This window comes from Rhodococcus sp. NPDC059179, assembly GCF_042754885.1.
GTDB lineage: Bacteria > Actinomycetota > Actinomycetes > Mycobacteriales > Mycobacteriaceae > Rhodococcus_G.
The window spans coordinates 273,913-287,302 of record NZ_JBHZBV010000005.1; the positions used below are offsets into that span (position 1 = coordinate 273,913).

The following is a 13,390-nucleotide window of genomic DNA, read 5'->3' on the forward strand; positions in this document are numbered from 1 at the left end:
CCTTTGATTCTATAGAACGTGCGTTCGAGTGTCTAGAGTTTCGGCTGGTAGAAAAGGTGTGTGATCCCGAACATGAACGGAATCCAGGTCGGTGGAGGGTCCCGCGATGACGTTTGATGTCTTTGCCAAGGACCCGCATACATCGGTCCCTGGCCGAGGCTGTTCTCCGGACGGACAATTGACTGTCCGGTGTCCGAAGAGGCGCCAGCGCACCGGCCAACCAGGAGGAGAGGGTCATGGACATCGCCGGACCGGATACCGCAACCATTCGGAGCGTGGTCGAACTGGCATGCCGCGCGCCTTCGGTGCACAACAGCCAGCCATGGCGGTGGCGATACTCCGGCGGCCGGCTCGACCTGTTCAGCGATCGAACCCGGCTCCTGCCCTCCGCCGACCCGTCGGGACGACAGCTGCACATCAGCTGCGGCGCGGCCCTTCATCATGTGGAGGTTGCGCTCAAAGCGCAGCACTGGCGATCAGAGCTCAACCTCCTCCCGGAAGCCAGCCTTCCTCGCCTCGTGGCGTCCATTCGGTGCCACCAGAACGCGACACCGCGGTCGCACGACTTCGACCTGGTCTCGGCGATACGGCATCGTCACACCGATCGCCGACCCTTCGGTCCGCTCACCGGAGAGCCGGGGCTCGTCGACAGTCTCCGCGACGCGGCCGCCGGGTTCGGCGTCGCACTGACGGTGCTCCCTCCCGAGGCTAGGCCGACGCTCGCCGCGGCGACCGATGTGAGTTCCGCGGCCAGACACTACAACGCCGACTATCAGGCCGAATTGCACTGGTGGGCAGGGCACTCGCTCCCGACCGAGGGAATACCCCCCGACTCGCTGGCGACGGCAGGCGAGAGCGCACACGTCCCGATTGGACGCGCGTTCCCTCGCCCCGGCCGGGAGGAGTCGGAGCCACGGCTGACCGTCGACGAATCCACCGTGTTGATGCTGGGCACCGACGCCGACTCCCCGGCAGACTGGACGCGATGCGGGCAGGCCCTCTCGGCAATTCTCCTCGAGGCGACCGTTCGAGGGGTCGCGACCTGCCCGCTGACGCACCTCACCGAGATCGAACGGAGCCGCAGCATGATCGCCGAGCTGGCGCCCCGGGCCGGACTACCCCAGGTCCTGCTCCGAGCCGGCTCGGCCACGGACCCGACTCCCATGCGGGAAACGCCACGCCGGTCGACGGCGGACGTTCTGTCCCTGCACTGATCCGCCGACACGGCGGGCGGCAACGCTCAGCCGAGCCGCCGTTTGTGCGCTGGTTCTACGCGTTGGATCGGTGAATACAGGTCGGAAGCCCCAGCTGCCTACGTCAGGATGACCAGTTCTCGCTCGGAGGCGATTTCGACCGTCAGCCCGGCCTTCGACGCCACCCGCGCGACGCCCTTGACGTCGCTCGGCTCGGCGCGCGAGAGCACGAGCGCCCGGGCCAGCAGGCCCTTGTGGTGCTTGTTGAAGTGGCTGACCACCGACCGGGTGCCGTCCGGCTTTTCGGTGAGCACCGTCGCGATCACAGACCCCGGCACGGGTCCGAGCTGCTGGTAGGTGCCCGAGCGCAGGTCCACCACCAGCCCGTCGGCCTCCGCTTCGATCGCGGAGGTCAGCTCCGGCTTCCACAGCGACTGCAGGGTGCCCATCCCGGGCAGCTTCGAGCCGCCGGACAGCCGGTAGGCGGGGATCGGGTCGCCGGCGCGCACCGCCCCGAACAGCGCCGATCCGACGGCGAGCCGGACGTACGCCTTCGCCTTCTGGGCCCGGGTGAACGACTTCGCGTCGAGGGCGTCGAACAGCACGCCGGTGTAGCGCTCGAGCGCCGGCCGCGTGGCGGACGTCCACAGCGCCGCGTTGCGGGCGATCTCGTCCGATTGCCCGGCACTGAGCCCGAGCGCCACGCTCGACGCCTCGGAATCGGCGGCGAGCTCGACGAGCGCGTTCACCAGCAGCTCGCGGGTCGAGGTGAGCTTGGGTAGCGACAGCTCCCCGAGATCGAGCGGGGCGCCCTTGCCGCCGTCGGACTTGGTCTCGGAAGGGGGGAGCAGTACCAGCACGGGCGGTAACCGTACCGGGCGCGGCGGGTGGGGCATCCCGCGCCTCGAAACAGGTCCGGCCTCCGCCGACGAGCAGCGGAGGCCGGAACCCGGTGGTGCGGTGGATCAGCCCGCGAAGGTCACCGGGGTCTTGGTGTCCTGGGTCCGGTCTGCGGAGCCGTGCGCGGCAACGGTGTAGATCGAGCAGGTGTTCTTCAGGCAGTCGGAGTCGCCCTTGACGGCGGCGACGTCGACGGTGGCGGTCCAGACCCCGTCGACGATCTCGGCGGGCTTGAGCCACTTGGTGGTCATCCACGCGGTGGAGTCGGTGGCCGAGTACTTGCTGTCCTGAATGAGACCGACATAGAGGCCCGAGCCTGCGCCGGAGAAGCGGGTGCCCGAAACGGTGATGGTCTCGCCTGCCGCGGCGAGGCCCGTCGCCTTCGACAGCGTGACGGTCGGGCCTGCCGGCAGCTCGGGCTCCGGCTCGGTGCCCGGGTTCTCGGTGCCCGGGCCGCCGGGAAGGAGGCCCTCGAGCGAACCGGTGTCGAGGCCGGCGAGAAGGTCGGACTGGATCTTCGCCAGAACGTCCGTGCCGCCGCCCTCGGCCATCGTGGTTTCGATGCTCGCCGTGGATCCGAGGTCGAGGTCGACCGGCGTTGCCGCGGTGGCGATGCCGATGGGCAGGGCCGAAACGAGGGCAGCGGCGGCCGCGGTGGCGGCGACCTTATGGAACGGGCGCATGGTCCTTCTTTCGTGTGTGGGAAACGGTGGCTCGGGAGCCGATAGGGAATGTAGGCAATGCTTGCCTAAATTAGCAAGCCCTAACTTTGTGACGACGCATCCTCTGGTGGGGGGTCTCGCGAGCTCGACCGCTGTGCCCAAGGTCGGTCTCGCAAGCTCGACCGCTGTGCCCAAGCTCGGTCTCGCGAGCTCGACCGACTAGGCTCCTTGGTCGTGATCACCCGCCTTTCTCAGCTGTTCCTGCGCACCCTCCGCGACGACCCGGCCGACGCCGAGGTTGCCAGCCACAAGCTGCTCGTCCGCGCCGGCTACGTGCGGCGCATCGCGCCTGGCGTTTACTCCTGGCTGCCGCTGGGCCTGCGGGTGCTGCGCGAGGTCGAGCGGGTCGTCCGCGAAGAGATGGATGGCATTGGCGCACAGGAGATCCTGCTGCCCGCGCTGTTGCCGCGCGACCCCTACGAGACGTCGAACCGCTGGACCGAGTACGGCGCCGGGCTGTTCCGCCTCAAGGACCGCAAGGGCAACGACTACCTCCTCGGCCCCACCCACGAGGAGCTGTTCGCGCTCACCGTGAAGGGCGAGTACAACTCGTACAAGGACTTCCCGGTCACCCTGTACCAGGTGCAGACCAAGTACCGCGACGAGGAGCGTCCGCGTGCGGGCATCCTGCGCGGCCGCGAGTTCGTGATGAAGGACTCGTACTCCTTCGACCTCACCGACGAGGGCCTCACCGCGTCGTACCAGGCGCACCGCGACGCCTACGAGCGCATCCTGGCGCGGCTCGGTGTCAAGTACGTGATCGTCTCCGCGACGTCGGGCGCGATGGGCGGCAGTGCCTCGGAGGAGTTCCTGGCCGAGAGCCCGATCGGCGAGGACACCTACGTCCGATGCATCGAGTCCGGCTACGCCGCGAACGTCGAGGCCGTCAAGACCCTGGCGCCCGCGGCCATCCCGTTCGACGGTGCGCCCGAGGCGAAGGTGTACGACACCCCGGACACCCCGACCATCGAGTCGCTCGTCGACTGGGCCAACGCGGCCGACCTGGGCAAGACCGTCACCGCCGCGGACACGCTGAAGAACATCATGGTCAAGACCCGCGTGCCCGGCGGCGAGTGGGAACTGCTGGGCATCGGCATCCCCGGCGACCGGGAGGTCGACGAGAAGCGTCTGGAGGCCGCGCTCGCGCCTGCCGAGCACGTGCTGATCACGGAGACCGACTTCAAGAACAACCCGTACCTGGTCAAGGGCTACATCGGTCCGAAGGCGCTGCAGGCCAACGGCATCCGCTACCTGGTGGACCCGCGCGTCGTCGACGGCACCAGCTGGATCACCGGCGCCGACGAGCAGGACAAGCACGTCGTCGGCCTGATCGCCGGCCGCGACTTCACCCCCGACGGCACCATCGAGGCCGCCGAGGTGCGCGACGGCGACCCGTCGCCCGACGGCGCAGGCCCGCTGGTGGCCGCCCGCGGCATCGAGGTCGGCCATGTCTTCCAGCTCGGCCGCAAGTACACCGACGCGTTCGGCGTCGACGTGCTCGGCGAGAACGGCAAGCCGGTCCGCCCGACGATGGGCTCCTACGGCATCGGCGTCTCGCGGTTGGTCGCGGTGATGGCCGAGCAGCAGCACGACGACAAGGGCCTGCGCTGGCCCGCCGAGGTGTCGCCCGCGAACGTGCACCTGGTCATCGCGAACAAGGACGACGCCGCTCGCGAGGGTGCCGAGGCGCTCGCCGCGGAGCTGGACAAGGCGGGGCTGTCGGTGATCCTCGACGACCGCAAGGCCTCGCCCGGCGTTAAGTTCAAGGACTCCGAGCTGCTCGGGGTGCCGCTGGTGGTCGTCGTCGGACGCGGCTTCGCCGACGGCAACGTGGAACTGCGCGACCGGTTCACCGGCGAGTCCCGTGAGGTCGCCGTCGGCACTGCGCTCGCCGAGGTGCTCGCCGCGGTCCGCGGCTGACCGAAAACAGCTCTACCGGACTGGACCGGGCCGTCAGCTGGCGGCCCGGTCCAGTCCGTCGAGGCGAGCGTCCTCCGCCGCCACCCGCCGCCGTTGCACGCTCACGTGGGTGATCCCGGCCGCCGCGGCCGTCGCGACGACCGCCGACAGCACCCAGCCGGCGCCCGGAACGTGGTGTGAGATGGCGGTGGTCAGCGCGACGAAGCCGCGAAAGCCCCCGATGCAGAAGTAGGCGAGCGCCCCCGCGGCCACCCAACGGGCCTGCAGTGCAGCGACATTGACCAGCGGTCTGCGTGGTTCGAGGCCCAGGTGGGCGCGGTCCAGGCACTCGCGGACCACGGACCGGTCCTGCGCGGTGGCTCGGGCGGCGAGAGGGACGACGAGTACGGCTGCACAGGCGAGGACCAGTGCGGTCTCGCCCGCCGGACCCCTCCATACGGCCACGGCCGCCAGCGTCAAAAGTCCGGCCGCCGGCGCGTACGTCCGGACACGGGCCCACAGGTCGGCCCGCAACGCGGGGTTGCGGCGCAGTCGCCGGTAACCGAAGTATCCGACCCCGGCAACGGTCAGCAGCGCGACTGCGGTGAACATGTGGACACGGTCCCTCGGTTCGAGTGGTGGTGCGGCACTGGATGCTCTCACACGCTTGTCCTCGGCTTCGGTGCGAAGCTCATCGGATGGCTGAACGCGACCCTTCACGTCGAAGTTACCCGCTGGTAGGTTAGGCCCTACCTCGACGAAAGGCATGATCGTGGCGAACTACGGTGACCTGCTGTTCAATCCGAATACCTACGACCCGACGGAATTCGACCCCGAGACCAGGCGGCTGTTGCGCGCAACCATCGACTGGTTCGAGAACCGGGGTAAGCGGCGGCTGCTCCAGGACGACCTGGACGCGACCTGGGTGTCGGACTTCCTGGAATTCGTGAAGGACGAGAAGCTCTTCGCCACCTTCCAGACCCCGGCCGAGTTCGGTGACGGCGACCCGAACCGGCGGTGGGACGCGGCCCGCAACGCCGCGCTCAGCGAGATCTTCGGCTTCTACGGGCTGGCGTACTGGTACGCCTGGCAGGTCACCATCCTCGGCCTCGGGCCGATCTGGATGAGCGAGAACGTCGTCGCCAAGAAGCGGGCCGCCCGCGAACTGACGGACGGCGGCGTGATGGCGTTCGGCCTCTCCGAGCGCGAACACGGCGCCGACGTGTACTCCACCGACATGCTGCTCACGCCGACCTCGGACGACGGCCTCGCCTTTCGGGCGACGGGGGACAAGTACTACATCGGCAACGGCAACGTCGCGGGCATGGTGTCGGTGTTCGGTCGCCGCACCGACGTCAAGGGTCCCGAGGGCTACGTCTTCTTCGTCGCGGACAGCCAGCACCCGAACTACAAGCTGATCGACAGCGTCATCCACGGGCAGATGTACGTCAGCACCTTCCGGCTCGAGGACTACCCCGTGCGCGAGGAGGACATCCTCCACACCGGTGTGCAGGCCTTCGAGGCGGCGCTCAACACCGTCAACGTCGGCAAGTTCAATCTGTGCACCGGCTCGATCGGCATCACCGAGCACGCCTTCTATGAGGCGATCACGCACGCGCAGAACCGGATTCTGTACGGCAACCCGGTCACCGACTTCACCCACGTGCGGGCCGCCTTCGTCGACGCCTACGCCCGGATGATCGCGATGAAGCAGTTCAGCGCGAGGGCCGTCGACTATTTCCGCAGCGCCAGCCTCGAGGACCGTCGATACCTGTTGTTCAACCCGATGACCAAGGCGAAGGTCACCTCCGAGGGCGAACGCGTCATCGCGCTGCTGCACGACGTGGTCGCAGCCAAGGGGTACGAGAAGAACACCTACTTCCGCGAGGCCGCCCAGCTGATCGGTTGCCTGCCCAAACTGGAGGGCACCGTCCACGTAAACGTGGGGCTGATCCTCAAGTTCATGCCGAACTACATGTTCGATCCGGCCGAGTACCCGGAGATCGGGACCCGCCAGGACGCCGCCGACGACGAGTTCTTCTGGAACCAGGGCCCCACCCGCGGCGCGGCCAAGGTGCAGTTCCATGATTGGACCAAGGTCTACGAGCGGTTCGCCGACATCCCCAACGTGGTGCGGTTCTACGAACAGGCGCTCGAGCTCAAGAAGCTGCTCACCGTTGCGGCCCCGGACGCCGCGCAGCAGAAGGACCTCGACTTCCTGCTCGACGTCGGGCACCTGTTCTCGCTCGTCGTGTACGGGCAGTTGATCCTCGAGCAGGCCGAGATCACCGGCCTCGACCGCGACCTGGTGGATCAGATCTTCGACTTCCAGATCCGCGACTTCTCCGGGTATGCCGTTGCCCTACACGGGAAGCCGTCGTCGACGGCCGCGCAGCAGGAGTGGGCCCTCGGCGCGATCCGCAAGCCGGTGGTGGACGAGGATCGGTTCGCGCGAGTGTGGGAACAGGTGCGGGCCTACGACGGCGCGTACGAGATGCGTCCGTAACTGGACACGTTGCCATACAGGTGTCTGGCCAATAGTCTCGGATGAACTGTACGTCGAAGCAGCGCGAGGAGACCTTGGTGAAGTTTGGCATCACACTGTTCACGAGCGACCGCGGGATCACCCCCGCCGCGGCGGCCGTCGCCGCGGAGGGGGCCGGGTTCGATTCCTTCTATGTCCCCGAGCACACCCACATTCCGGCTCGCCGGGATGCCGCGCACCCGCAGACCGGCGACGAGACGCTGCCCGACGACCGCTACATGCGCACGCTCGACCCCTGGGTGGCGTTGGCGACCGCGGCGTCGGTGACCGAACGCATCCGGCTCGGCACCGCGGTCGCGCTGCCCGTCGAGCACGACCCGATCACGCTGGCCAAGACCATCGCCTCACTCGATCACCTCTCCGGCGGCCGGGTGACCCTTGGCGTCGGCTACGGCTGGAACCTCGACGAGCTGACCGATCACGGTGTGCCGCCGGGCAGGCGGCGGACCATGCTGCGCGAGTACCTCGAGGGCATGCAGGCGCTGTGGTCGCAGCAGGAGGCCGAGTACGACGGCGAGTTCCTCAAGTTCGGCCCGAGCTGGGCCTGGCCGAAAACCATTCAGCAGCCGCGTGTTCCGGTGATCGTGGGAGCGGCGGGCAACGAGAAGAACTTCAAGTGGATCGCCCGGTCCGCGGACGGCTGGATGACCACCCCGATCGAGCAGGACATCGACGACAACGTGCTGCTGCTGCGCAAGGTGTGGGAGGCGGCGGGACGCGACGGCGCGCCGCGGATCGTCGTGCTTGCGGGCAAGCCCGACCCCGAGAAGCTGGCCCGCTGGGCGGACATCGGCGTCACCGAGGTGGTGTTCGGGGTGCCCGACAAGTCCGAGGCCGAGGTCGTGGCCTACCTGGAGCGTCTGGCAGGCAAACTGAAGTAAGCGCTTCGCGCCTGTGCGCGATCGACACCCGGTTGGGGTATCGATCGCGCACGGTGCGGCGGAGCCGCAACTACCCCTTCGCGGCGGAGATGCCGGCGCGGCGGCCGTAGAAGCTGCCGTCGCCCAGCGAGGTTCCCGACGCGTAGCCGCCCGCGCACACGCCCGACGTGCAGCGGCCGGCCGCGAACAGGCCGGGGATCGGCTCGCCGCTCACGTGCAGCACCTCAGAGTTGATTGTGGTGCGCAGGCCGCCGAGGGTGAACCCGGCGGTGCAGTTGCGGAGGTCAAGGACCGCGACCGGGGAGCCGATCGGCTTGCACCATTCGGACTTCTTGCCGAGCACCGGATCCTCGCCGTTCTCGGCGTGCCGGTTGTACACCTCGACGGTCGAAACCAGCGTGCCCGCAGGCAGTCCCATTTCCGACTCGAGCTCCTCGACCGTCTCGGCCACCCACTTCGGCTGGAACCGGAAGAACGGGGTGGAGCTGTCGCCGGCGCAGCCCTCCTCGTAGGCGGCCTCGTCGATGATCAGGTAGGCCTGATTGTCGTTGCGCAGCAGCGTTTCCTGCCCGATCCGTCCGGGGTAGGTGTCCTCGTTCACGTAACGCTGACCCCGGCCGTTGACCAGGATGCCGCGGACCATCAGCTGCGGGTCGCCGAAGAACGCGACCTCGGTGGCATCCATGTGCGCCAGGTCCGCGCCGAGCGCCTGCGCCATCTGGATTGCCTTGCCGTCGTGTTCCTCGATCGACGCGCCGGGCTTGCCGATCAGTCGCGGCGCGTAGTTCTGCACCATCTGCTTGTTGTAGGCGAAGCTGCCGGTGGCGAGCACCACGCCGGTGCGGGCGCGGACCGCGATCTCCTTGCCGTACTGCTTGGCGATGATCCCGACGACCCGGCCATCCTCATCGACGACCAGGCGCTGCACGCGCATGTCGTACTCGGACCGAACGCCGAGCTTCTCGGCGGTTTCCACCAGCGGCTTCATCAGCATGAACCCGCCACCCTTCTCTCCGGTGCGCTTGCCGAGCATCTGCGGGACGTGCCCGCGCGGCGCGGGGGTGGCGATGGTGTTGAACGGCGCCGCGTTCTCGCCGCCGGAGTACATCAACCCGTCGTCGGACGGGGTCTCCCAGCCGGGCTGGCCGTAGAAGGACTCCTTGAACGGGACCCCGTTGTCGACGAGCCAGTTGTAGTGCTCGACGCTGCCGTTGCAGTAGTCGGTGATCTTCTCGTCGTCGGCGCCGGGGCCGAGGGCGGCCATCATGAACGCCTTCATGTTCTCCGGGGTGTCCTCGAACCCGAGCGCACGCTGCAGCGGGGTGCCGCCGCCCAGGTAGATGAATCCGCCTGCCAGGGCCGCCGCGCCGCCCCATCCGCTGGTGCGCTCGAGCACCAGCACCTCGGCGCCCGAGCGGGCCGCCTCGATCGCGGCGCTGACTCCGGCGATGCCGTAGCCGGCGATGACGACGTCGGCCTCGTGATGCCAGGTCTCGACGGTGTCGGCGGATTGGGGACGGATGGGGGCGGCCTCGGCCATGGATCGGGTCCTTCTCTCGAGAGTTGTTGCCTTCAGTGCAGTATTTCCGGTCGTGCCTCAGCCGGTGGCGGTTTCCGCGGAGTTCGTCTCGGCCGCCTTGGCCGCGGCGCGGGCAGCCCTGCGCCGGTCCGCCTTGACCGCGATCAGGGCGTTGTTGAGCCCGGTGCCCAACGGCCAGCCTACGTAGTGGCAGAGGAAGATCGCCGCCTCCTCCACCTGCTCCTCGGTCAGCTCCTCGTTGTGCAGCGCCGCGTTGATCTGGATCTTCGCGACATCCCCCTGCCCCTGCGCGGTGATCGCACCGAGCAGCAGCAGTCGGCGGTCCCGCAGGCTCAGGCCTTCGCGGGTCCAGACGTCGGCGAACAGATGGTCGGCGGTGACGGCGAAGAAGTCGCCGGGGACGTCCGAGGGCATCTCCCAGCCGTACACCTGGTTCATCATCGCGACGCCGCGGGCGCGCCTCTCGTCGGTCATGCGTGCTCCTTTGTGACGGATTCGGACAGTGCGCCGTTCCCGACGCCGAGGCCAGGGCCGAGATCGGCCAGGGCCCGCCGCGCGAGCGGCAGGTCGACGTCGAGCCTCTCGCCGAGGTCGAGCGCCAGGGTCAGGTCCTTCTCCCCGAGATTGCGGACGTGGCTCAGGATCGAGAACCAGCCGTCGGACTCGGCGACCGGAGCGGTGGTCTCGCGCAACATGATCGCCCCGGCACCACCGGTGATCGCGTCGGTGTGACGGACGACCTTTCCCAGTTCGCGGATGTCGAGTCCGGCCGCGTCGGCGAGGCGCTGCGCCTCGCTCGCCGCGGTGAAGGAGATGAAGTGGAGCAGGTTGCGGGCCAGCTTCATCCGCGTTCCCGCGCCGACATCACCGGCGTGGACCACCAGCTCCGCGAAACGGCCGAACGGCTCGCGAACCGCGGCGAACGCTTCCTCCGGGCCCCCGACCATCACCGCGAGCCTGCCCTGTTGGGCGCCCGGTGCGCCGCCGCTGATCGGCGCGTCGATCAGGTGGACGCCCGACTCCCCGCAGGTCCGGGCGAGTTCGATCGCGGTGACGTCCGAGATCGTCGAGTGCACCGCGATCACCGTGCCGGGCCGCGCGGTGGACAGGATGCCGTCCGGGCCTGCGACCACGTCGCGCACCTGGGCGTCGTCGAGCACGGTCACCGAGATCACCGTGGCCTCGGCGGCGACCGCGGCCGGGGTGGCGGCGGAGTGCGCGCCTGCGGCGGTGAACGGTTCCGTGGCCTCGGTGCGGGCGTCGCAGACCACCAGTCCGCCGGGCCAGTCGAGCAGCCGCTTGGCCATCGGCGCGCCCATGTTGCCGAGGCCGATGTAGCCGACGGTGACGTCGGTGTTGTTCGCGGTCACGACCGGTACACCTGTCCGCCGTCGACGTTGAAGATCTGACCGGTGACCCAGCCCGCCTCGTCGGAGAGCAGGAACAGGCACATGCCGATCAGGTCTTCGGTGGTTCCCATGCGCTGCAGCGGAATTCGCTTGACCATGTCCTTGACGATGTTGCCAGGAGTGACCGTTCGGGTGGCCTCGGTGTCGATCGGGCCTGGCGCGATCGCGTTGATGCGGATGTTCGACCAGCCGAGCTCGGTCGCGAGCTGCTGGGTCAGGCTGTTCACCCCGGCCTTCGCCAGACCGTAGTAGTTCGAGTACAGCCAGGCGGCGGTCGAGGACTGGTTGACGATCGAGCCGCCGTTGGCCCGCATGTGGGGGACCACCGCCCGGCAGACCTGCAGTGCGCCGTCCATGTTCACGCTCATGAACTTGCGGTAGTAGTCCCAGTCCACGGTCAGCAGTGAGTCGATCTTCATGCCGCCGTAGATCGCGGCGTTGTTGACCAGGTGCTCGATGCTGCCGAACTTCTCGATGGTGAAGTCGGCGAGGGCGGTGGCCGAAGCCCCGTCGGCGACGTCGACCTCCTGGAAGGCGGCGCTGCCGCCGTCCGCGGTGATCTGCTTGGCCACCTGCTCGCCGAGTTCCCTGTTGAGGTCGGCGATCACCACGTTGGCGCCCTCGGCCGCGAGTGCTCGCGCGTACCCCTCGCCGATGCCCTGTGCCGCACCGGTGACGATGGCGGTGCGTCCGTCGAAACGTCCCATTGTCATGTCCTGCTTTCTGTGGAGTCGATGCGATCTATGAGGTGGCTGGTCCGGCGACGAGCTTGGTTTCGAGGTACTCCTCGAAGCCCGCGACACCCATCTCCCGGCCGATGCCGGACTGCTTGTAGCCGCCGAACGGGGCGTCGACCGAGTACCAGAGGCCGCCGTTGACGCCGAGCGTGCCGGTGCGCACCCCGGCGACCACCCGCTCGATCCGCTCGGGATCGGTGCCCCACACGGCCCCGGACAGGCCGTAGGGCGAGTCGTTGGCGATCGCGATTGCGTCCTCGTCGCTGTCGTACGGCAGGATCACCAGGACCGGGCCGAATATTTCCTCTTGCGCAACGCGTGCCGAGTTATCCAGTCCTGCAATGAGAGTCGGCTCGACGAAGAAGCCGCTGTCGTAGCCTTCGGGGCGTCCGCCGCCGATGACGAAGGTGCCGCCCTCCTCGATCGCGAGCTTCAGGTAGCTCTCGACCCGGTCCCGCTGCTTTGCCGAGATCAGGGGCCCGCAGATGGTGCCGGGCTTGGTCGGATCCCCTGCGCGGACACCGGCCATGGCGGCGGCGGCGGCCGCGACGGCCTCGTCGTACTTCTCGCGCGGCACGAGCAGGCGGGTGCACAGTGCGCAGCCCTGCCCGGCATGCACGGACACGGAGAACGCCGCCATCGAGCACGCGGCCTTGATGTCGGCGTCGTCGAGGACGATGAACGCCGACTTGCCGCCGAGTTCGAGGAACACCTTCTTCAGCGATTCCGACGACGCCGCCATCACCGCGCGGCCGGTGGCGGTCGACCCGGTGAAGGAGACCAGGTCGACGCGGGGATCGGTGCACAGCTGTGCCCCGAGGGCGTGGTCGGTGGAGGTGACGATGTTGACGACGCCCGCCGGGATCTCGGTCTCCTCGGCGATCACCTTGCCGACCAGTGCCGCGCACCAGGGCGTGTCGGGGGCGGGCTTGAGCACGACGGTGTTGCCCGCCGCGAGCGCCGGGCCCAGCTTGGCGAAGTTGATCTGGTGCGGGAAGTTCCATGGGGTGATCGCGCCGACGACGCCGACCGCCTCCCTGAGCAGGCGTCGGTGCGTGGGGATCCCCATCGGGGTCGCGTTTCCCAGATCCGTTTCCCATGAATAGCTTTCGGCGAGGTCGGCCCAGAATCGCAGGTCCTCGATCGGACCTTCGAGTTGCGGCCCGGCGGTGAGCATGGCCGGTGCGCCGACCTCGGCGATGGTGATCTCGCGCAGTTCCTCGATGTGCGACTGCAGCGCGTCGCAGAGTTGGCGCAGGCATCGCGCCCGGAAGGCGTGGTCGCGGCTCCAGGTGGTGGTGTCGAAGGCCCGACGCGCGGCGGCGATGGCGGCGTCCATGTCCGCTGCGGTGCCGTCGGCGGCGAGGCCGACCACCTCCTCGGTGGCCGGGTTGAGGACCTCGAAAGTCCCTCCGGAGCCCGGAATCAGCTTTCCGTCGACGAGCAGTGCCGAGCTGTCGGCAGGTCGAAGCGTCATTGCGCAAACCCTCCCTTTCTGGACAGGTGTCTGGACTATAGTTCGTACAAATGTCACATGCAATGACCCGTTCCCCGTTCGTTCGAT

General features: G+C 68.4%; 12 protein-coding genes. 4 read left to right on the forward strand and 8 right to left on the reverse strand.

Features of this window, described 5'->3' with window-relative positions; genetic code table 11:
• Positions 1 to 236 precede the first annotated feature (236 nt).
• Positions 237 to 1,214, forward strand: a complete 978-nt coding sequence (locus ACFXMV_RS13835; RefSeq protein WP_378501819.1) for an Acg family FMN-binding oxidoreductase — start codon at positions 237 to 239, stop codon at positions 1,212 to 1,214.
• Positions 1,215 to 1,312: 98 nt separating this feature from the next.
• Here ACFXMV_RS13835 and yaaA read toward each other — a convergent pair whose 3' ends face one another.
• Together yaaA and ACFXMV_RS13845 are read right to left on the reverse strand one after the other, a co-directional pair.
• Positions 1,313 to 2,053, reverse strand: a complete 741-nt coding sequence (gene yaaA, locus ACFXMV_RS13840) for a peroxide stress protein YaaA (RefSeq protein WP_378503392.1) — start codon at positions 2,051 to 2,053, stop codon at positions 1,313 to 1,315.
• Between the two features lie 105 nt (positions 2,054 to 2,158).
• Entirely contained in the window at positions 2,159 to 2,776 is a 618-nt protein-coding gene (locus tag ACFXMV_RS13845; RefSeq protein ID WP_378502173.1) for a hypothetical protein, read from the reverse strand.
• Positions 2,777 to 2,989: 213 nt separating this feature from the next.
• Between ACFXMV_RS13845 and ACFXMV_RS13850 the strand changes: the two genes are divergently transcribed.
• On the forward strand, positions 2,990 to 4,735 hold the full coding sequence (locus ACFXMV_RS13850; RefSeq protein WP_378503391.1) for a proline--tRNA ligase: 1,746 nt from the start codon (positions 2,990 to 2,992) through the stop codon (positions 4,733 to 4,735).
• 33 nt (positions 4,736 to 4,768) lie between these two features.
• On the opposite strand, the gene ACFXMV_RS13855 is transcribed toward ACFXMV_RS13850, so the two are convergent.
• Positions 4,769 to 5,326 carry a hypothetical protein gene (locus ACFXMV_RS13855; RefSeq protein WP_378503390.1) on the reverse strand — a complete coding sequence of 186 codons (558 nt, stop codon included), beginning with the start codon at positions 5,324 to 5,326 and terminating at the stop codon, positions 4,769 to 4,771.
• A gap of 160 nt (positions 5,327 to 5,486) precedes the next feature.
• Here ACFXMV_RS13855 and ACFXMV_RS13860 point away from each other — a divergent pair, with 160 nt between their 5' ends.
• Complete coding sequence (locus tag ACFXMV_RS13860; RefSeq protein WP_378501848.1) at positions 5,487 to 7,220, forward strand: acyl-CoA dehydrogenase family protein; 1,734 nt, start codon at positions 5,487 to 5,489, stop codon at positions 7,218 to 7,220.
• Positions 7,221 to 7,297: 77 nt separating this feature from the next.
• Complete coding sequence (locus ACFXMV_RS13865) at positions 7,298 to 8,140, forward strand: LLM class F420-dependent oxidoreductase (protein ID WP_378501847.1); 843 nt, start codon at positions 7,298 to 7,300, stop codon at positions 8,138 to 8,140.
• Between the two features lie 70 nt (positions 8,141 to 8,210).
• Here the strand turns inward: ACFXMV_RS13865 and ACFXMV_RS13870 are convergent, their stop codons facing one another.
• From ACFXMV_RS13870 to ACFXMV_RS13890, 5 genes are read right to left on the reverse strand one after another with little or no spacing between them, the layout of a single operon-like run.
• Complete coding sequence (locus ACFXMV_RS13870; protein WP_378503389.1) at positions 8,211 to 9,680, reverse strand: FAD-dependent oxidoreductase; 1,470 nt, start codon at positions 9,678 to 9,680, stop codon at positions 8,211 to 8,213.
• Between the two features lie 57 nt (positions 9,681 to 9,737).
• Positions 9,738 to 10,154 (reverse strand): carboxymuconolactone decarboxylase family protein, encoded by a 417-nt coding sequence (locus ACFXMV_RS13875; RefSeq protein ID WP_378501423.1) that lies wholly within the window; start codon positions 10,152 to 10,154, stop codon positions 9,738 to 9,740.
• The gene (locus ACFXMV_RS13880) at positions 10,151 to 11,050 is read right to left on the reverse strand and encodes an NAD(P)-dependent oxidoreductase (protein WP_378501422.1); all 900 of its coding nucleotides are present in this window, start codon (positions 11,048 to 11,050) and stop codon (positions 10,151 to 10,153) included. The genes ACFXMV_RS13875 and ACFXMV_RS13880 overlap by 4 nt, the downstream gene beginning before the upstream one ends.
• Positions 11,047 to 11,796 (reverse strand): SDR family oxidoreductase, encoded by a 750-nt coding sequence (locus ACFXMV_RS13885; RefSeq protein ID WP_378501425.1) that lies wholly within the window; start codon positions 11,794 to 11,796, stop codon positions 11,047 to 11,049. The genes ACFXMV_RS13880 and ACFXMV_RS13885 overlap by 4 nt, the downstream gene beginning before the upstream one ends.
• A 34-nt stretch (positions 11,797 to 11,830) precedes the next feature.
• Positions 11,831 to 13,303: an aldehyde dehydrogenase gene (locus ACFXMV_RS13890; protein WP_378503388.1), complete on the reverse strand. Its 1,473-nt coding sequence runs from the start codon at positions 13,301 to 13,303 to the stop codon at positions 11,831 to 11,833.
• Between the last annotated feature and the right edge of the window lie 87 nt (positions 13,304 to 13,390).

Coding starts and splice junctions, on each gene's coding strand:
- ACFXMV_RS13845 (WP_378502173.1), bottom strand. CDS start 2,776: ATGCGCCCGTTCCATAAGGTCGCCGCCACCGCGGCCGCCGCTGCCCTC.
- ACFXMV_RS13835 (WP_378501819.1), top strand. CDS start 237: ATGGACATCGCCGGACCGGATACCGCAACCATTCGGAGCGTGGTCGAA.
- ACFXMV_RS13890 (WP_378503388.1), bottom strand. CDS start 13,303: ATGACGCTTCGACCTGCCGACAGCTCGGCACTGCTCGTCGACGGAAAG.
- ACFXMV_RS13885 (WP_378501425.1), bottom strand. CDS start 11,796: ATGGGACGTTTCGACGGACGCACCGCCATCGTCACCGGTGCGGCACAG.
- ACFXMV_RS13855 (WP_378503390.1), bottom strand. CDS start 5,326: ATGTTCACCGCAGTCGCGCTGCTGACCGTTGCCGGGGTCGGATACTTC.
- ACFXMV_RS13875 (WP_378501423.1), bottom strand. CDS start 10,154: ATGACCGACGAGAGGCGCGCCCGCGGCGTCGCGATGATGAACCAGGTG.
- ACFXMV_RS13870 (WP_378503389.1), bottom strand. CDS start 9,680: ATGGCCGAGGCCGCCCCCATCCGTCCCCAATCCGCCGACACCGTCGAG.